This window comes from Streptomyces sp. NPDC093568, assembly GCF_044764945.1.
GTDB lineage: Bacteria > Actinomycetota > Actinomycetes > Streptomycetales > Streptomycetaceae > Streptomyces.
In genome coordinates this window covers 785,305-803,822 of sequence record NZ_JBIWJD010000002.1, presented here as the reverse complement: position 1 = coordinate 803,822, position 18,518 = coordinate 785,305, and the positions used below count along the sequence as shown (strand labels likewise).

18 protein-coding genes and 1 tRNA gene are annotated in these 18,518 nt (G+C 70.9%); 12 read left to right on the top strand and 7 right to left on the bottom strand.

The window, feature by feature from the left end:
• The first annotated feature begins 108 nt into the window (after positions 1-108).
• Together ACIRD7_RS13045 and ACIRD7_RS13040 are read left to right on the top strand one after the other, a co-directional pair.
• Positions 109-579: a hypothetical protein gene (locus ACIRD7_RS13045; RefSeq protein WP_403452854.1), complete on the top strand. Its 471-nt coding sequence runs from the start codon at positions 109-111 to the stop codon at positions 577-579.
• Positions 580-625: 46 nt separating this feature from the next.
• The gene (locus tag ACIRD7_RS13040) at positions 626-1,495 is read left to right on the top strand and encodes a spermidine synthase (protein WP_403452853.1); all 870 of its coding nucleotides are present in this window, start codon (positions 626-628) and stop codon (positions 1,493-1,495) included.
• Between the two features lies 1 nt (position 1,496).
• Here ACIRD7_RS13040 and ACIRD7_RS13035 read toward each other — a convergent pair whose 3' ends face one another.
• Positions 1,497-2,018 (bottom strand): hypothetical protein, encoded by a 522-nt coding sequence (locus tag ACIRD7_RS13035; protein ID WP_403452852.1) that lies wholly within the window; start codon positions 2,016-2,018, stop codon positions 1,497-1,499.
• 98 nt (positions 2,019-2,116) lie between these two features.
• Here ACIRD7_RS13035 and ACIRD7_RS13030 point away from each other — a divergent pair, with 98 nt between their 5' ends.
• The 3 genes from ACIRD7_RS13030 (at position 2,117) to ACIRD7_RS13020 (ending at position 5,809) form a co-directional block, all read left to right on the top strand.
• The gene (locus tag ACIRD7_RS13030) at positions 2,117-2,821 is read left to right on the top strand and encodes a response regulator transcription factor (protein ID WP_403452851.1); all 705 of its coding nucleotides are present in this window, start codon (positions 2,117-2,119) and stop codon (positions 2,819-2,821) included.
• Positions 2,818-4,221, top strand: coding sequence for a sensor histidine kinase (locus tag ACIRD7_RS13025; RefSeq protein ID WP_403452850.1), 1,404 nt, complete (start codon positions 2,818-2,820; stop codon positions 4,219-4,221). The genes ACIRD7_RS13030 and ACIRD7_RS13025 overlap by 4 nt, the downstream gene beginning before the upstream one ends.
• 112 nt (positions 4,222-4,333) lie before the next feature.
• A complete protein-coding gene (locus tag ACIRD7_RS13020) occupies positions 4,334-5,809 on the top strand; it encodes a cellulose binding domain-containing protein (RefSeq protein ID WP_403452849.1) in 1,476 nt (491 codons plus the stop codon).
• 122 nt (positions 5,810-5,931) lie between these two features.
• Here ACIRD7_RS13020 and ACIRD7_RS13015 read toward each other — a convergent pair whose 3' ends face one another.
• The 4 genes from ACIRD7_RS13015 to ACIRD7_RS13000 form a co-directional block, all read right to left on the bottom strand.
• Complete coding sequence (locus tag ACIRD7_RS13015; RefSeq protein ID WP_403452848.1) at positions 5,932-7,365, bottom strand: GH1 family beta-glucosidase; 1,434 nt, start codon at positions 7,363-7,365, stop codon at positions 5,932-5,934.
• A gap of 151 nt (positions 7,366-7,516) precedes the next feature.
• A complete protein-coding gene (locus tag ACIRD7_RS13010; protein WP_403452847.1) occupies positions 7,517-8,413 on the bottom strand; it encodes a carbohydrate ABC transporter permease in 897 nt (298 codons plus the stop codon).
• Positions 8,410-9,438 (bottom strand): carbohydrate ABC transporter permease, encoded by a 1,029-nt coding sequence (locus ACIRD7_RS13005; RefSeq protein ID WP_403452846.1) that lies wholly within the window; start codon positions 9,436-9,438, stop codon positions 8,410-8,412. Before ACIRD7_RS13005 ends, ACIRD7_RS13010 begins: the two co-directional genes overlap by 4 nt.
• Complete coding sequence (locus ACIRD7_RS13000; RefSeq protein ID WP_403452845.1) at positions 9,435-10,760, bottom strand: ABC transporter substrate-binding protein; 1,326 nt, start codon at positions 10,758-10,760, stop codon at positions 9,435-9,437. Before ACIRD7_RS13000 ends, ACIRD7_RS13005 begins: the two co-directional genes overlap by 4 nt.
• A 371-nt stretch (positions 10,761-11,131) precedes the next feature.
• Here ACIRD7_RS13000 and ACIRD7_RS12995 point away from each other — a divergent pair, with 371 nt between their 5' ends.
• Positions 11,132-12,187, top strand: a complete 1,056-nt coding sequence (locus tag ACIRD7_RS12995) for a LacI family DNA-binding transcriptional regulator (RefSeq protein WP_403452844.1) — start codon at positions 11,132-11,134, stop codon at positions 12,185-12,187.
• 115 nt (positions 12,188-12,302) lie between these two features.
• A complete protein-coding gene (locus tag ACIRD7_RS12990) occupies positions 12,303-13,337 on the top strand; it encodes a sulfotransferase family protein (protein WP_403452843.1) in 1,035 nt (344 codons plus the stop codon).
• Between the two features lie 164 nt (positions 13,338-13,501).
• On the opposite strand, the gene ACIRD7_RS12985 is transcribed toward ACIRD7_RS12990, so the two are convergent.
• Together ACIRD7_RS12985 and ACIRD7_RS12980 are read right to left on the bottom strand one after the other, a co-directional pair.
• Positions 13,502-14,068: a GPR1/FUN34/YaaH family transporter gene (locus ACIRD7_RS12985; RefSeq protein WP_403452842.1), complete on the bottom strand. Its 567-nt coding sequence runs from the start codon at positions 14,066-14,068 to the stop codon at positions 13,502-13,504.
• Positions 14,069-14,218: 150 nt separating this feature from the next.
• Entirely contained in the window at positions 14,219-14,746 is a 528-nt protein-coding gene (locus tag ACIRD7_RS12980; RefSeq protein WP_403452841.1) for a universal stress protein, read from the bottom strand.
• A gap of 346 nt (positions 14,747-15,092) precedes the next feature.
• On the opposite strand from ACIRD7_RS12980, the gene ACIRD7_RS12975 reads away from it, so the two are divergent.
• The 5 genes from ACIRD7_RS12975 (at position 15,093) to ACIRD7_RS12955 (ending at position 18,504) form a co-directional block, all read left to right on the top strand.
• Entirely contained in the window at positions 15,093-15,410 is a 318-nt protein-coding gene (locus ACIRD7_RS12975; protein ID WP_403452840.1) for a hypothetical protein, read from the top strand.
• A gap of 377 nt (positions 15,411-15,787) precedes the next feature.
• Positions 15,788-17,026: a helix-turn-helix domain-containing protein gene (locus ACIRD7_RS12970; RefSeq protein WP_403452839.1), complete on the top strand. Its 1,239-nt coding sequence runs from the start codon at positions 15,788-15,790 to the stop codon at positions 17,024-17,026.
• A gap of 97 nt (positions 17,027-17,123) precedes the next feature.
• Positions 17,124-17,726 (top strand): oligoribonuclease, encoded by a 603-nt coding sequence (gene orn, locus ACIRD7_RS12965; RefSeq protein WP_403452838.1) that lies wholly within the window; start codon positions 17,124-17,126, stop codon positions 17,724-17,726.
• Positions 17,727-17,843: 117 nt separating this feature from the next.
• Positions 17,844-17,916, top strand: a tRNA-His gene (locus tag ACIRD7_RS12960).
• 72 nt (positions 17,917-17,988) lie between these two features.
• The gene (locus ACIRD7_RS12955) at positions 17,989-18,504 is read left to right on the top strand and encodes a GNAT family N-acetyltransferase (RefSeq protein WP_403452837.1); all 516 of its coding nucleotides are present in this window, start codon (positions 17,989-17,991) and stop codon (positions 18,502-18,504) included.
• The last annotated feature ends 14 nt before the right edge of the window (positions 18,505-18,518 follow it).

Here is an 18,518-nt window from a genome sequence, read left to right as displayed (position 1 = left end):
GGATATCTCATACGTGATCTGCCATGAACTGCCATCCTTTGCGGCGGACTTCCGCCGTAGCCGTTGACTTCGGACCGCGTTGAACTCTTCGGACTGCAAAGGGGTTCCGTGGTGGAGGTCGGGATGGAGACCAGCCAGAGCATCGTTCCTCGCACGCCGTCGACCACGGCGGGGCACGCGCCGACCGCTGAGTGCAGCGCGCCGCCGGGCGCGGGCTGCGACCCGGAGACGGGGTGCGACGTGGTCACCGTGCCGGCCCGGCAGGGCCTGGAGGCGGTGGACATCCTGCGCCGGGGTCCCGGCGAGGCGGTGGGACCCGTCCTGCACGACGACGGCTGCGACACCCTCGGCTTCGTGGTCCCGCCGGGCACGGCGGCCGCCTGGGACGTCCCCGGCAGCACCTGCACCGAGACCGACGGCCGCGGGCTCAGCCTGGACCTGCACCCCGAGCCCCCGGTCGAGGGCTCGGGCTGGCTCCTGCCGCCCGGCGAGGCGGACCCGGCGACCGACCCGGCGATGCTGCGGGCGGCGCTGGGGGAGGCGGCCCGGATGATCGCGGCCGCCGACAACTGCCGCTGACCCGGCTGCCCGGGCGGCACGGCCTCGCGCTTGCGACAATGACCCAATGGGAAAGTCCAGGAACGCCCGGCGCCGGCCGGCGGCTGCCGAAGCCGTCGTCGAGCGCGTCGACGGCGGGCTCGCCGAGCTGATACCCGACCGGGATCGCGCCCGCGCCTGGACGCTCCTCATCGACGGCGCCCCGCAGTCGCACGTCGACCTGGACGACCCGGCGTACCTCTCCTTCGAGTACCAGCGGCGCCTCGGGCATGTCATCGACCTCGCCGCCCCGCCCGGCAGACCCGTCCGGGCGGTCCACCTCGGCGGCGGCGCCCTCACGCTCGCCCGCTACGTCGCCGCCACCCGGCCCCGCTCCACCCAGCAGGTCGTCGAGCGCGACGCGGCCCTCGTCCAACTGGTCCGGCGCGAGCTGCCGTTGGATCCGGGCGCCCGCATCCGGGTCCGGTCCACCGACGCCCGGGACGGGCTCGCCAAGGTGCCCGAGGGATGGGCCGACCTCGTCATCGCCGATGTCTTCAGCGGGACCCGTACCCCCGCCCACCTGACCTCGACGGAGTTCCTCGACGACGTACGCAGGGCACTGGCGCCGGGCGGTGTGTACGCCGCCAACCTCGCCGACGGGCCCCCGCTCGCGCATCTGCGCGGCCAGATCGCCACCGCCGCCGACCGGTTCGCGGAACTCGCCCTGGTCGCCGACCCCGCCGTGCTGCGCGGCAAGCGCTTCGGCAACGCCGTCCTCGTCGCCTCCGACCGGCCGCTCCCGGTCGCCGAACTGACCCGTGGCGCCGCCTCCGACCCGCACCCCGCCCGGGTCGAGCACGGCAAGGCGCTCACCGACTTCACCGGTGGGGCCGCCCCCGTGACCGACCTCGCGGCGGTGGCCTCCCCGGCCCCGCCGCCGTCGGTGTTCCGGTGACTCAGTAGTTCCCGATCTCCACGCGCGGCGGACCGTCGTGCCACGTGCAGAACACCGACACCCGGTCCGCGCCCGAGCCGAACTCCACCCGGATCCAGGTCTCCGTCTTCCACACCTGCATCGACCAGCCGGCGCCCGGGGTGGCCGAGACCAGGGTCGCGGAGGCGTCGCCGATGTCGAAGACCACCCGGCCGCCGTCGGTGTCGTAGCTCTTGACCTGGCCGGACGTGGTGGGGGAGGGGCTCGGGCTGTTCGTCGGCGGCTTCGAGGGGGTGGGTGTGCGGGGCGTCCCGGTGGGCTTCGGGGAGGGGCTCTTGGAAGGGGCCGGGCGCTTCGGCGACCGCGTCGACGACGCCAGCGGCTTCGACTCCTGGGTGGTCGCGTCGGCCGCCGTGATGGGCAGGGCGCGCGGGCGGTCGTACACCGTGCCCGCCATCACCGTGTGGACCCCCCACCACGACAGCGTGACCGCCGCGCCCGTGGCGAGCGACCAAGCCAGTACGTGTACGAGTCCTCTGCGCATCGCGGGCCATACTGCCTCACGCACCTCACGGGTCGCACACGGACTGAGTTATCCACAGGCCGGGATGAGCGTCCCCCGCATGGCGTACGGTGCGGCGCATGGCAAGTGTGCTCGTGGTCGAGGACGACCCGTTCGTTCGCTCGGCGCTCATCCGGCACCTGACCGACGCGGCGCACACCGTACGCAGTGTCGGGACGGCGCTGGAGGCGCTGCGCGAGGTCGCCCATCTCCGTTTCGACGTGGTCATCCTGGACCTCGGTCTGCCCGATCTGGACGGCTCCGAGGCCCTGAAGATGCTGCGCGGAATCACCGACGTCCCTGTGATCATCGCCACCGCGCGCGACGACGAGACGGAGATCGTCCGGCTGCTGAACGCCGGGGCGGACGACTACCTCACCAAGCCCTTCTCCGTCGAGCACCTCTCCGCGCGCATGGCGGCGGTCCTACGGCGGTCCCGTGCCGCCGCCGGTGACGTGCCCTCGGAGACCGTGCTGCGCGTCGGCGGCCTCACCGTCGACCCGCTGCGCCGCCAGGCCGAGCTGGACGGCGCCCGACTCGACCTCACCCGGCGCGAGTTCGACCTGCTCACCTTCCTGGCCGCCCGGCCCGGAGTGGTCGTGCCGCGCAAGGAGCTGCTCGCCGAGGTGTGGCAGCAGTCGTACGGCGACGACCAGACGATCGACGTCCACCTGTCATGGCTCAGGCGCAAGCTCGGGGAGACGGCGGCGCGACCGCGCTATCTGCACACCCTGCGAGGCGTCGGCGTGAAGCTCGAACCACCCGCCGGGGAGTCGCCGCGATGAGATGGGCACTGGTCAAGGTCTGTCTGGCGGTCACCACCATGGTCGTGGTCGCGTTCGCCGTGCCGCTCGGGCTGGTCATCAGGGAGATGGCCCGCGACCGTGCCTTCTCCAACGCCGAGCGGGAGGCCGCGGCCGTCGCCCCGGCGCTGTCCATCACCACCGACCGGGACCAGCTGGAGCGGGTCGTCGCCTCCGCCGGTTCGGACGCGGGCATGGCCGTGCACATCCCGGCGTCCGGGGACGCGACCGCGGTCGACCTCGGCCGGCAGCGCGCCGCCGACCAGGACATCGCGACCGTACGGAGGCTGGGCCGCGCCTCGACCACCGAGGTCCCCGGCGGGTCCACCCTGCTCCAGCCGGTCGCGCTGAGCTCGGGCGAGATCGCCGTCGTGGAGGTGTACGTGCCCGAGGCGGAGGTCACCAACGGCCTCACCACGGCCTGGACGGTGCTCGCCGGGGTCGGCCTCGCGCTGATCGTCGGATCCGTCGCGGTCGCGGACCGGCTGGGCGTCCGGATGGTGCGGCCCGCACAGCGGCTGGTCGAGGGCGCGCACGAACTGGGGGAGGGCAAGCTGGGCGCCCGCGTCCCCGAAGAGGGGCCGAACGAACTGCGGCTGGCGGCCGTCGCGTTCAACTCGATGGCCGACCAGGTCGTACAACTCCTCGCGAACGAACGCGAGCTGGCCGCCGACCTGTCCCATCGCCTGCGCACCCCGCTGACCGTACTGCGGCTGAACGCCGCCTCGCTCGGCGACGGCCCGGCCGCCGAGCAGACCCGGGCCGCCGTGGCCCAGCTGGAGCGGGAGGTCGACACCATCATCCGCACCGCCAGGGAGGCCAAGCCGCAGACGGTGGCGGCCGGGCCGGGCGCCGGGTGCGACGCCGCCGAGGTGGTGCGCGAGCGCATGGCGTTCTGGTCGGCGCTGGCGGAGGACGAGGGCCGCAAGGTCCGGGTGGCCGGCGTGGACCGGCCGGTGCGGATACCCGTGGCCCGCGCCGATCTGGCGGCCGCGCTGGACGCCCTGCTCGGCAACGTCTTCCGGCACACGACCGAGGGCACCGCCTTCGCGGTCGACGTGCACAACGGCGAGGACGCGGTGATCGTGCTGGTCTCCGACGCCGGGCCCGGCATATCCGACCCCGAGGCGGCGATGGCGCGCGGGCGGGGCTCGGGCAGTGCCGGATCGACCGGGCTCGGGCTCGACATCGTGCGCCGGCTCGCGGAGTCGACGGGCGGGGACGTGCGGATCGGGTCGTCGGTGCTGGGCGGCACCGAGGTGCGGATCTGGATCCAGCTGGACGGCAGGGAGCCGGTGCGCAGGGGTCATCGAGGGGCGGTACGACGCCGCCGCCGGGGCAGATTGGTCTCGACCTTTAACCGTCCCCGATCCCTTCCTTAAGCGCGCCCTAAGACCGCCAACCCCCGTCCGGAACAGGCACTTTGCCCGATTCCGAATCGCTAGCGTGCTGCCGCACCCACCCCGTGAACCGTGACAGTGAGGCAGGCACGTGATGAGCAGCACCCACCGGCGCAAGGTCAGTGGCAGGAACAAGGCGATAGGCGGCCTGGTCGCCGCGGCCGTGGCCGGCGGTGGCGCGCTCCTGTTCACCGGCACTGCCCAGGCGGCCGGGATCGGGGCGGCGTACACGAAGACCAGTGACTGGTCGACGGGGTACACCGCGCAGTACGTGGTCACGAACAACAGCGGCCAGGCGAAGAAGGACTGGAAGCTGGAGTTCGACCTGCCCTCCGGCTCGAAGCTGAGCTCCCTGTGGAACGCCGAGTCGAGCGTGAGCGGGCGGCGTGTCACCGTGACCCCGCCGAAGTGGGACACGGACGGCCTCGCGGCCGGCGAGTCGGTGACGGTCGGGTTCGTGGTCAACGGCACGGCCGCGCCGACCGCCTGTCTGATCGACGGCGCCAAGTGTTCCGCCGACGACACGGCGACGCCGGAACCGAGCGGCCGCCCGACCCAGTCACCGAAGCCGACCCCGACGGCCACCGCCACGACGACGCCCAAGCCCACCGCGACGCCCAAGCCCACCTCGACGCCCACCGTCAAACCGTCGGAGAGCTCCGGCACCGGAACGACGGCGTCCGCCGGCTTCGCCCCGTACATCGACACCTCCCTCTACCCGGCCTTCGACCTGGCGGCGAGCGCCGAGGCGACCGGCGTGAAGAACTACAACCTCGCCTTCGTCACCGACGGCGGCGGCTGCACCCCGAAGTGGGGCGGCGTGACGGACCTCGGCGCCGACGCGGTGGCCGCGCAGATCGGCGACCTGCGCGCCAAGGGCGGCGACGTCCGGGTCTCCTTCGGCGGCGCGGCCGGCAGCGAGCTGGCCACGACCTGCGCCTCGGCGGACGCGCTGGCGGCGGCATACGCCAAGGTCGTGGACGCCTACAAGCTGACCAAGGTCGACTTCGACGTCGAGGGCGGCGCGCTCCCGGACAAGGCGGCCAACACCCGCCGCGCCCAGGCGATAGCCGAGCTCCAACGGCAGCACCCGGACCTGGACGTCTCCTTCACCCTCCCGGTCATGCCGGAGGGCCTCACCCAGCCCGGCGTCGACCTCCTCGCCGACGCCAAGCAGAACGGCGTCAGGATCGACACCGTCAACATCATGGCGATGGACTACGGTCCCGCGTACAGCGGCGACATGGGCACCTACGCCGAACAGGCGGCCACCGCCACCCAGGCCCAGGTCAAGAGCGTCCTCGCCCTCTCCGACAGCGCCGCCTGGAAGACGGTCGCCGTCACCCCGATGATCGGCGTCAACGACGTCACCACCGAGATCTTCAAGGTCGACGACGCCACCCAGCTGGTGAACTTCGCCAAGTCCAAGGGCCTCGGCTGGCTGTCGATGTGGTCGGCGACCCGCGACAAGAGTTGCGCGGGCGGCGAGAAGCCGGCGGCCGACGCGACGTGCAGCTCGATCCTCCAGGAGAAGTTCGCCTTCTCGAAGGCGTTCGCGGCCTACAACTGACCGAACGGCTCGCGAACCACGGGGGGCGTGCCCCGGCCGGTCTTCCCCCCATCCGGCCGGGGCACGCGTGTCTCCTCCAGCGGCCCTCGTTGCCGCACCCGTCCCCTCCCGGGAAGGGCCCCCTAGATCTCGACCCCCACCTCCGGCAACGCCCCCGTCCGAGCCGCCCGCCCGTACCAGTACGCACTCGACTTCGGCGTCCGCGCGAGCGTCGAGTAGTCGACGTACACCGCCCCGAACCGCTTCTCGTAGCCGTACGCCCACTCGAAGTTGTCCATCAGCGACCACAGGTAGTACCCGCGCACGTCCGCCCCGTCCGTGATGGCCTGGCGTACCGCCGACAGGTGGCCGTGCAGGTAGGCGACGCGCTCGGGGTCGTGGACGCGGCCGTCCGGGTCGGGCTTGTCGTCGTAGGCCGCGCCGTTCTCGGTGATGTACAGCGGCAGGCCCGGGGCCTCCCGCGAGTAGCGCATGATCAGTTCGTGCAGGCCGGTCGGGTCGATCGTCCAGCCCATCTCCGTGCGCTCGCCCGGCGTCTGGTGGAACAGCACGTCGTCCGCGCCGGGCCACGGCGAGTGTTCGCTCGCTCCGTGACCGTCGGCCCGCGGTCCGGACAGCTCCGTCTCCGCCGCCGACACCAGCGCCGGGGTGTAGTAGTTCAGGCCCAGCGCGTCCAGCGGCTGGTGGATCGCGGCCAGGTCGCCGTCCAGTACGTACGACCAGTCCGTCAGCAGCTCCGTCGCCGTGTACAGCGTCTCCGGGTAGACGCCGTGCAGGATCGGTCCGTGGAAGATCCCGTTGGCCAGGTCCTCGATCTTCCGGGCCGCCGCCAGGTCCGCGGGATCCTGCGAAAGCGGGCGCACCACCGAGGAGTTGAGGCTCAGCGCCACCGAGTTGCGGGCCGGCATCACCGAGCGCAGGGCCGACGTGGCCAGGCCGTGGGCCAGGTTCAGGTGGTGGGCGGCCCGCAGGGTGGCCGCCGGTTCCGTGCGGCCCGGCGCGTGCACACCCGAGCCGTAGCCCAGGAACGCGCTGCACCACGGCTCGTTGAGCGTGATCCACTGCTCCACGCGGTCGCCGAGCGCCTCGCCGACGATCTGCGCGTACTCCGCGAACCGGTACGCCGTGTCCCGCTCCGGCCAGCCGCCCGCGTCCTCCAGCTCCTGGGGCAGGTCCCAGTGGTAGAGCGTGACGGCGGGCTTGATGCCCTTCGCCAGCAGCTCGTCCACCAGGCGGCGGTAGAAGTCCAGGCCCACCTGCACCGCGGGGCCCCGGCCGGTCGGCTGGACGCGCGGCCAGGAGATCGAGAAGCGGTACGCGTTCAGGCCGAGGTCGGCCATCAGCGCCACGTCCTCGCGGTAGCGGTGGTAGTGGTCGACAGCGATGTCACCGTGCTCGCCGCCGGCCGTGCGGCCCGGCGTATGGCTGAAGGTGTCCCAGATGGAGGGGGTGCGGCCGCCCTCCCGCACCGCCCCCTCGATCTGGTACGCCGAGGTCGCGGCGCCCCAGAGGAACGCGGGGGGAAAGGACACGGAGGACGACATGGGCTCAGGCATGGAAGCGCTCCCATTGGAGGTCTCGGAGACCGACGGGTACGAGTAGAGGGGAGAGAGGGAGAGAAGGAGGCGAGGGGGGAGTGGTCCGAGGGCCGAGGCGGCGGTGGCGCGGCCCCCGGAGGCCGTACGGGCGGGGCGGAGCGCGAGGGCGTCAGCCCTTGATCGCGCCCTGCATGATGCCGCCGACGATCTGCTTGCCGAACAGCAGGAAGGCGATCAGCAGCGGCAGCGTGCCGAGCAGGGCGCCGGCCATGATGACCGCCTGGTCGGGTACGTAGCCGGTGCCCAGCGAGTTGAGGGCGACCTGCACCGTCGGGTTCTCCTGGTTCAGGGCGATGATCGGCCACAGGAAGTCGTTCCAGGCGAACACGAAGGTCAGCAGGCCGAGTACGGCCATCGCGGGCCGGGCGGCCGGGAAGACCACGTGCCAGACGACCCGCAGACTGCTCGCGCCGTCCACCCGCGCCGCCTCGATCAGCTCGGTCGGCAGCGCCTGGAGCAGGTACTGCCGCATGAAGAACGTACCGAAGGCCGTGCACAGGGTCGGCAGGATCACCGTCTGGAGCTGGTTCGCCCAGCCGAGGTCGGCCATCCACAGATACAGGGGTACGACGGCCAGCTGCGGCGGGATCATCATCGTGCCGATCGTCAGCATCAGCAGCAGACCGGAGAACCGGAACCGCAGCTTGGCGAAGGCGAAGCCGGCCAGCGTGGCGAACAGCACGGTGCTGACGGTGATCGTGCCCGCGACGAACGTGGTGTTGAACATCGCCGTGCCGAGCCCGCCCTCCTCCCACGCCCGCTCCATGTTCTTGAACAGGTTCCCGCCGAACCACAGCGGCGGCGGGGTCTCCGCGAGCCGCTGGTTGGTGCGCGAGGCCGCGATCGCCGTCCACACCAGCGGGGCCAGCGAGACCAGCGCGAAGACGGTCAGGACGACGTAGGTGAGGGGGCCGGCGTGCAGCTGCTTGCCCGCGCCCATGACCCGCGGGCGCCGGGACGGCCGTACGTTCTCGGCCGCGGGAGCCTTCAGTTCGGTTGCGGTCATTGGGACTTCCTCAGCCGTCGGGACACCAGCAGTTGGATCACGGCGACGATCAGCAGGATCAGGAACATCGACCAGGCGATCGCGGACGCCTTGCCGAGGTTGCCGATGATCCAGCCCTGGTCGTACATGTACAGGCCGAGCGTCTGGTACTGGTGCTCGGAGCCGCCCTTGGACCCGCTGACCCCGCCGAACAGCAGCGGCTCACCGAAGAGCTGGGTCGCGCCGATCGTGGAGACCACCACGGTGAACAGGATCGTCGGGCGCAGCTGCGGGATCGTCACGTGCAGGAACTGCTGCCAGCGGTTGGCGCCGTCGATCGACGCCGACTCGTACAGGTCGGCCGGGATCGCCTGCATCGCCGCCAGGTAGATCAGCGCGTTGTAGCCGGTCCACCGCCAGATCACGATCGACGACACCGCGAACTGCGAACCCCAGTCGGACTCACGCCAGTTGACCGGGTCGATGCCGACGAAGTCCAGCAGCCAGTTGATCATGCCGCCGTCCCAGGAGTACAGCAGCACGAACACCAGGGTCGCCGCCGCCACCGAGGTGGCGTACGGAGTGAGCATCACGACCCGCCACACGGTCGAGCCGCGCAGCTTGTAGTTGAGCAGGTGCGCCAGGCCGATCGCCATCACGAGCTGCGGCACCGTGGAGATCAGGCCGATGGTGAAGGTGTTCCACAGCGCGTTCCAGAAGAAGTCCGACGACAGCAGGTTCTCGTAGTTGTCCAGGCCCGCCCAGGACTGGCCGTCCAGGTTCGACAGCTGCACGTTGTGCAGCGAGTACCACGCCGTGTACAGCAGCGGGACGAGCGAGAACGCCCCGAAGACGATGAAGAAGGGGGCGACGAACGCGTACGGCGACGCCTTCATGTCCCAGCGGTACAGCCGGCTCCGCCAGGAACTGCTCCCCGGCGGCGGCGTACCGCGACCGTTCGCGCGGCCGGCCGCGCCCGGCTGGTCACCGGGCGCGGCGTCGGCGCTCGACGCGGGATGCGCGAGGGCCTGCTTGGAACTGCTCACTGGCCGAGCACGTCCTTGATCTCGTTGGTCGCGGCGTCCCAGCCCTGCTCGGGGCTCTTGCCCTTCTGCTCGACCTGGAGGATGCCGATGTCGGTCAGCGCGGTGTTGATCGGCTGGTCCTTGACGCCGAAGTACTGGACCGGGATGGTCTTCGCCGACTCGGCGAAGATCTCCGTGATCGGCGCGTTGGAGAAGTACGCCGTGGTGTCGGTCGCCGGCTTCAGGGTCGAGTACGCCGACGGGGTCGACGGGAAGCTGGCCTGCTTGGCGAAGACCTTCGCCTGCTGCTCGGGCGCGGTCAGCCACTTCGCCAGCGCGACGGCCTCCTTCTGGTGCTTGCTCGCCGTCGGCACACCGATGAACGAACCGCCCCAGTTGGCCGCGGTCGGCGCCGCCGCCACGTCCCACTTGCCCTTGCCGGCCTCACCGGACTTCTCCTGGATGTAGCCGATCATCCAGGCCGGGCAGGCCACGGTGGCGAAGGTGCCGTTGGCGTAGCCCTGGTCCCACGGCTTGTCGAACTGCTTCAGCTTCGCCGACATGTCGCTGGTGGCGACCTCCATGGCGGCGTCCCAGGAGTCCTTCACGCCCTTCGACTTGTCCCAGACGACGTTGCCGTCCTTGTCGTAGTAGCGCTCGGTCGCGCCGCCGAGGGCCGCGTTGTACACGGAGGAGGCCGAGTCCACGAACTTGGTGCCGTTCGGCGCCTTCTTCATGTACTCCTTGCCGACCTCGACGTACTTGCTCCAGTCGCCCTTCCACTGCTCGGCGAGCTTGGTGCGGTCGGTCTCCAGACCGGCCTTCTGGAAGAGGTCCTTGCGGTAGCAGATCGCCATCGGGCCGACGTCGGTGCCGAGCCCGATCATCTTGCCGTCCGCCGTGGTGGCCTGGGAGTTCTTCCAGTCCAGCCACTGCGACTTGTCGACCTCCTTGCCGAGGTCCACGAACTTGTCGGCCTGCGTCTGCACGGCCTCGGTGATGTTGCCGACCTCGATCGCCTGGATGTCGTCGGTACCGGAACCGGCCTGCAGACGCGTCAGCGTCTTGGGCCAGTAGACGTCGGTACGGGTGGTGACGTTCTCCTTGATGTTGATGTCGGGGTTGAGCTTCATGTACTCGTCGTAGAGACCGGCCTGCTTGTAGCCGAAGACACCGAAGGTGCCGATGGTGAGTGTGGTCTTGCCACCCCCGCCGTTGCCACCGCCCTCGCCCGAAGAGCCGTCGTCCGAGTCCTCGGCGCAGCCGGCGAGCAGCCCTGTCGTGAGCGCGGCCGCGGCCGCGAGGGCCATCAGCCGGCGGGACCGGCGGGTAGACGTGCGCATTGCGTCCTCCTGTTGCCTGACGTGCCGACCCCCCGGCCAACTGCACTGTTGGGCCCGTTCATTTCTCTCGCTGCGGCTCGGGCGGGGAACGTGCGGGATGTGTATGTGTCAGGTACTGTGGGAGCGCTCCCACAGGTGATGTGTTGAAGGTTCGTCGGTCCGGGCGGGGGTGTCAAGGGTGGGGGAGCGGAGAGATGCGTTCAGTTATCGGGACGTTAACTGGACCCACCTCAGCCGGTCCGGCACCGAGGAGGAGGTCGTCCGGGCCGCGGCGAGGGGCCTGGGAGAGGTAATCCCCAGGGGCGGTCAGTACAGCAGCCGGGGCTGTTACATTCCAGGCCAGATCAGCAATACGGCGGGAGGCGGAGCCCATGGCAAGCCACGGAGCGCGGAGCCGGAGCGGCGGTCGGCCGACCCTCGAAGAGGTGGCGGCACGCGCGGGCGTCGGCCGGGGCACCGTCTCCCGGGTGATCAACGGCTCGCCCCGGGTCAGTGACGCGACCCGCGCGGCGGTGGAGGCGGCGGTCGCGGAGCTCGGCTATGTCCCCAACACGGCCGCCCGGGCCCTCGCGGCGAACCGCACCGACGCCATCGCACTGGTCGTGCCCGAGCCGGAGACGCGGTTCTTCGCGGAGCCGTACTTCTCGGACATGGTCAAGGGTGTGGGCGCCGAACTCGCCGACACCGAGATGCAGTTGCTGCTGATCTTCGCGGGCAGCGACAAGGAGCGCCGCAGACTGGCCCAGTACCTGGCGGCCCACCGCGTCGACGGCGTCCTGCTGGTCTCGGTGCACGCCGACGACCCGCTGCCCGACCTGCTGGCCCAGCTGGAGATCCCGGCGGTGATCAGCGGCCCGCGCTCCGCCGCGGAGACCCTGACCTCGGTGGACTCCGACAACTACGGCGGCGCCCGCTCGGCCGTCGAGCACCTGGTGGCCCGCGGCCGCGGGAAGATCGCCCACATCACCGGCCGCCTCGACGTCTACGGCGCCCAGCGCCGCGTCGACGGCTACCGGGACGCGCTTCGGGACGCCGGGCGCGAGGTCGACGAGCGGCTGATCGAGCCCGGCGACTTCACGGAGGAGGGCGGCGCGCGGGCGATGGCGGCGCTGCTGGAACGCTGCCCCGACCTGGACGCGGTCTTCGCGGGCTCGGACGTGACGGCGGCGGGCGCCCGCCAGGTCCTGCGGGAGGTGGGCCGCCGCATCCCCGAGGACGTCGCCCTCGTCGGCTACGACGACTCCGCCATAGCCCGGCACATGGAGCCGCCCCTCACCAGCGTCCGCCAGCCCATCGAGGAGATGGGCCGCCGGATGATCGACCTCCTGCTCAGCGAGATCGCGGACCGCCGCCCGGCGGTCTCGAGAGAGCTGGAGCGGACCCAGGCGGTGCTGGCGACGGAGCTGGTGACCCGGGCGTCCTCGTGACCGGCGACAAGGCCGTGCCGTACGGGTAGGTGACCCTCCGGGCCGGGCAGGGTTGTACAGCACGCGCGCCGAGCGACCCCACCGACGGGTCCGGCGTGAGACGCGGAGGGTGGCCATGCGTTCGCTGACCTTTGTCATCGGTACCGGACGGAGCGGCTCGACAGCGCTCTCCCGCATCCTGAACGCCCACCCGGACGTACTGAGCCTCAACGAGTTCATGGCCTCCGTCGGCGACGCCTCCTTCCCCGAAGGGAAGCTGAGCGGCGAGGAGTTCTGGCAGACCCTGTACCGGCCCGCCCCGCACTTCGAGCGGATGATCCGCAGCGGGCTGCCGCTGCCGGAGTTCCTCTACACCCGTAACCCCGGCAGGTACTCGGCCGAGACCACCGGTATCCCCGCGCTCTCCCTGATGGTGCTGCCCCACCTCACCGACGACCCGGACGCGCTGCTGGACGAGCTCGGCGCCGCCGTGGTCCGCTGGCCCGAGCGCACCGCCCCCGAGCACCACCGCGAGCTGTACGGCCTGCTCTGCGGCCGGTTCGGACGGACGGCCGTGGTGGAGCGGTCCGGCTACTCGACCGGCTGGGCACCGAGGCTCAGGGAGGCGTTCCCGGACGCGAGGTTCGTGCACCTGTTCAGGGACGGACCGGACTGCGCCCTGTCCATGAGCCGCCATCCCGGGTACCGCACGATCCTGCTGCTGCGTGAGATCAAGGACCGCGCCGGCATCGACAGCTTCGCCGACCTGACTCCCGCCCACGTACGCGCCCTGCCGGCGGACCTGGCCCCTCTGCTCGACGACCGCTTCGACCCCGCCCTGGTACGCGACCGCGACCTCCCGCTGCGCAGGTTCGGCGAACTGTGGTCCGAACTGGTCGCACACGGCACGCGTTTCCTCACCGAACTGCCCCCCGCCCAACGCACCACCCTGTCCTACGAGGCCCTCCTGGACCACCCCGACGAAGAACTGTCCCGCCTGGCCGAGTTCATCGAAGTCGCCCCACTGCCACAGTGGCTGGCCACGGGTTCCGCAATGCTCGACCACAGCAGACGCGGCTCGGCGAGCAGGCTGCCGGCAGCGGAATACGCGGAGCTGAGGGAGACCTGCACGCCGGGAACCTCCGCGCTGGACGGGGGACCAACGCCCTGAAGGGGCGCGGGGCTGTATCGATCTGTGGCTCCGCCGCGCGGGCGCGACCAGCCCCATCGAACCCGCAGAGGCCAACGAACACCAACGGACCCCCACGTGATGCCACCTATCACGGGGGGTCCGTCCGAACGCCGGGGAGCCGCCCAACTCCCCAGCCCGCGCAGCTAGCCGGTGGCCGTCACCCCCCGGCCCGCAGCGCGTCGAGGAAGTGCCGTCGGCCAGTGGGCCAGGGCCGCGGTCGCGGCGTACCAGGCGAGCGCGCCCGCCGCGACGGCGAACCAGCCGCCCACCTTGGTGAGCCCGTCGTTGTCGGCGAAGTTGGCGATGGCCATGAGCACCAGGCCGACGAAGAACAGCCCGTAGGTGCCCTGACCGAGCTGGTCGCCACCGGCGAGGGTGAGGGACAGCGCCACGAGGGCGAACAGCAGCAGGAAGAGCCCCGCGGCATTGGCGGAGACCTGGTCACCGGCGGCGACGGCCCAGGTGAACCAGAGGGCGCCGAGTGTCACGAACGCGGTTCCGTTCGCGGAGTCGCGGTCGCGCAGTGCCATCAGGCCGGCGACGAAGAGGGCAATGCCGCCCACGTACTGGGCGATTGATACCGCGTCAGCGGCCGATACGCCGTCGATCACTTCGGTGTACCCGAGGCCGAAGGCCAACAGGGTGATACCAAGGGCGAGTCGGCCGACCACGGTGGTGATTCCGCTTCCCGCAGAGACGTCGTTGTCCACGGCGGGCTCCCTTCATGCATGTGCAGTTGTGCGGTGTGCGATATATGCCCTTCACAAAGGCACAAACACCTCTACGCGTGAGTAGGTTCACGCGGCGCAGAAAGGAGTCCGCCGTCTCGAACGGCTCATCTCACCAGGGACAACGGCGAGTTACGGAATGACAACGACCGGACGCTTGGCCCGCTTGGCGAGGCGGCCCGCCACGGATCCGAAGATCCGCCCGACGATGCCGTGCGTGGAGCCGACGACGATGGCGTCCGCCTCGTACTCCCGCCCGACCTCTTCGAGCTCGTGGCAGATGTCGCCGCCGCGCTCGACGAGGATCCACGGCACCTCGGCGAGGTAGTCGGCACACGCGAGTTCGAGGCCGAGTACTTCGGTGCGGTGGTCCGGCACGTCGACGAAGACCGGTGGCTCGCAGCCGGCCCACACCGTGGTGGGCAGCCGGTTGGCGACGTGGACGATGATCAGGCCCGACCCGGAGCGATGGGCCATGCCGATGGCGTACGCGAGGGCGCGCTCACTGGAGGTGGAGCCGTCGAAGCCGACGACGACGCCGTGCTTGAAGGCGGGATCGCAGGAATGGCGTGACTCTTCCGCCGCCAGGGGCTCGGCCGCCGTGGGGTCGGCGACGGGCCGCTTGCGGTCCGCTGGTTCGAAGAATTCGTGACCGGCCATGGCTGTCTCGGCGTATTGATCCTTATATGGGGGCCCGCGAGCGGAGCTCGTTGATGGATGCGGCAGTGTGCGGCGGAGCTGTGTCCGGGAATGGTCTTCCCAACCCCATACCCCAAGGGTACGGCGGCACGCCTCCTTAGCCCAGATACCCGCTCACGGTCGGTGCGGGTTCCAGGGAGCATGCACGAGGGGACGCCCGTAACGCAATGGTTGCTGCGGTGTACAGGCGGTTTGCACAGGATTCACTTGCGTGCGCCGCACGGACGGCCCTCGACCAGTGACCGACTGCCCGGACTCGCGTTGATCACCACGAGCCACCGCCCAGGCAGCCCAGGAGCACACATCCATGTCCGGACCTCGCATCCCCGCCGAGGACAGCGTCACCGACGTGGTCCGCTGGGCGGCCTTCAGCTGTGTCCTGGTCCCCGTGGTCCTCCTCTGGTACGGCACCTCGCTCGCCGGCGCCGCCGGCACCGCCCTCGGCCTCGCGGCCGTGACCGGGGCGTGCCGGCTGTTGCTGCGTCAGTCGGAGCGCGGCGCGGCGCGGCTGAGGCAGGAGCAGCGCCACGGCCCCTCGCCCCGGCGTCGCGGGCGCCACCACAGGACGGGAACCGGGGCCCATAGAGGCGGACGTCACACTGGGGGAAATACACCGGTCGGCTGACCGGTTTCCGCGCACAGGCACGCTACTTTTCAGCCAACTTCTGGCGCGCATGCATCCCCTGCCCAGAACACCCCCCAACCCCCGTTCCACCTGCACGGAAAGGGCCTCAGGGGGTCTGCGCACCCTACGTGGATTGGCCACTGCGACAAGGCGCACTTCCCTGCACGGCCCGCGAGTGCAACGCTTCGTGATCGAATGCTTCACGCCAAGTTGCCAAGTCGACAATGTGCCGAGTGCCGAACCGGCCACTGCGGCGCGACGCGACACAGTAGATTCGATCTTGACTGTCTACGGCGGGGGACTCGTGCAGGACCGAGGGGAAACGTGCAGGAGCGACACAACCGAGGAGCCGCGACCACCGAGGGGGGCTTAGCAGTATGAGCCACGACTCCACTGCCGCGCCGGAAGCCGCGGCCCGGAAGCTTTCCGGGCGACGCCGCAAGGAGATCGTCGCGGTGCTGCTGTTCAGCGGCGGCCCCATCTTCGAGAGTTCCATACCGCTGTCGGTGTTCGGGATAGACCGCCAGGACGCCGGCGTACCGCGCTACCGCCTACTGGTGTGCGGCGGTGAGGACGGCCCACTGCGGACCACAGGGGGCCTGGAACTCACGGCACCACATGGCCTGGAGGCGATCTCCCGGGCAGGCACGGTCGTCGTGCCGGCCTGGCGTTCGATCACCTCGCCGCCGCCCGAGGAGGCGCTCGACGCGCTGCGCCGGGCGCACGAGGAAGGCGCCCGCATCGTCGGGCTGTGCACCGGCGCCTTCGTCCTGGCGGCGGCGGGCCTGCTGGACGGCCGTCCCGCGACAACACACTGGATGTACGCACCGACGCTGGCCAAGCGCTATCCGTCGGTGCACGTGGATCCGCGCGAACTGTTCGTCGACGACGGCGACGTGCTGACGTCGGCGGGCACGGCGGCGGGCATCGACCTGTGCCTGCACATCGTGCGCACGGACCACGGCAACGAGGCGGCCGGGGCTCTGGCCCGCCGTCTGGTGGTGCCTCCGCGCCGATCCGGCGGTCAGGAGCGCTACCTCGATCGATCTTTACCAGAGGAGATCGGCGCCGACCCGCTCGCGGAGGTCGTCGCCTGGGCGCTGGAGCATCTGCACGAGCAGTTCGACGTCGAAACGCTGGCGGCACGCGCGTACATGAGCCGTCGCACCTTCGACCGTCGCTTCCGCTCGCTGACCGGCAGTGCCCCGCTGCAATGGCTGATCACGCAGCGGGTCCTGCAGGCGCAGCGTCTGCTGGAGACGTCCGACTACTCGGTGGACGAGGTCGCGGGTCGCTGCGGCTTCCGCTCGCCGGTGGCGCTGCGCGGGCACTTCCGCCGGCAGCTCGGTTCGTCGCCGGCCGCGTACCGGGCGGCGTACCGTGCCCGGCGCCCGCAGAGCGAGCGGCCGGCGGACACGGAACCGACGGTCGGCCCGGCCGCGCCGCAGGGCCCGCCGCCGTCGGTGTACCCGGACGCCGGTCCGGTCCCGCTCCAGACCCGGCGCACGCCGGCGCCCCTGGGGACGTCCGCGCCGCTGTCGGTCGGGTCGGACAACGGCCGTGAGGCGTACGCGGCGAGCCGGGCGAGCCTGCCGGGGCAGCGCAGCGGATCGTGACCTCGTGACGCCGGACGGGCATCCCGCCCGTCCGGCGTCACGAGGACGTGCACCGCCGGGCATCCCAAAAGGCGACGTCAGCTTTAGGGTGGGTCGCATGAACGATCGCATGGTGTGGATCGACTGCGAGATGACCGGCCTCTCGCTGTCCGACGACGCGCTCATCGAGGTTGCCGCCCTCGTCACCGACTCCGAGCTGAACATCCTCGGCGACGGTGTGGACATCGTCATCCGTCCGCCGGACGCGGCGCTGGAGACGATGCCGGAGGTGGTGCGTCAGATGCACACCGCGTCCGGGCTGCTGGCGGAGCTCGCCGGTGGCACGACCCTCAAGGACGCCGAGGACCAGGTCCTGACGTACGTACGCGAACACGTCAAGGAACCCGGCAAGGCCCCCCTGTGCGGGAACTCGGTCGGCACCGACCGCGGGTTCCTGCTGCGTGACATGCCGACGCTGGAGGACTACCTCCACTACCGGATCGTCGACGTCTCCTCGATCAAGGAGCTGGCCCGCCGCTGGTACCCGCGCGCCTACTTCAACAGCCCCGAGAAGAACGGCAACCACCGGGCGCTCGCCGACATCCGCGAGTCGATCGCCGAGCTCCGCTACTACCGCGAGGCCGTCTTCGTGCCCCAGCCCGGCCCGGACTCCGACACCGCGAAGTCGATCGCGGCGAAGTACGTTCTGCCTGCTCAGTAGGTGTGCGAGAGGGGTCGCACACGGGCGCCGTAAAAGGCGTGCGCGAGCACCCCTTCGGACCCTGTACACTTTTTCTCGGCCGGTCGGGGACTCCACGGAAGTCAACAACCGGGCATGGTGGGTGTAGCTCAGCTGGTAGAGCACCTGGTTGTGGTCCAGGATGCCGCGGGTTCGAGTCCCGTCACTCACCCTTGGTGTTCAGCCGGTGACTTCATGGAAGTCACCGGCTGAACCTTTTTGTGCGGGCCGTAGGCTGCGGGCGATGTCCGAGCCCCGTATACCCGCCGAACCCATCCCCACCGACCGCCTCGATCTCGTGCCCCTGCGCGTCGAGCACGCGCGGGAGATGGCCGCCGTCCTGTCCGACCCGGCGCTGCACCACTTCATCGGCGGCGTCCCCCACACCCCCGACGGACTGCGCGCCCGCTATGAACGGCTCGTCGCCGGATCCCCCGAGCCGGGCGTCTCCTGGTGCAACTGGGTGCTGCGGCCGCGGGCGGAGCGATGTCTGGTGGGGACGGTCCAGGCGACGATCACCGGCGGCGACAGCGCCGAGATCGCGTGGGTGGTCGGCACGCCGTGGCAGGGGCGGGGGTTCGCGTCCGAGGCGGCGCGGGGGCTCGTCGGATGGCTCGGGCGGACGTCCGTGCGTACGGTCGTCGCCCACATCCATCCCGACCATCACGCTTCGGCGGCGGTCGCCGCCGCGGCCGGGCTGACCGCGACCGACGAGGAGCAGGACGGGGAGCGGCGGTGGCGGCTGGGGCTGCGCCCCTGATGCCGACACGACGA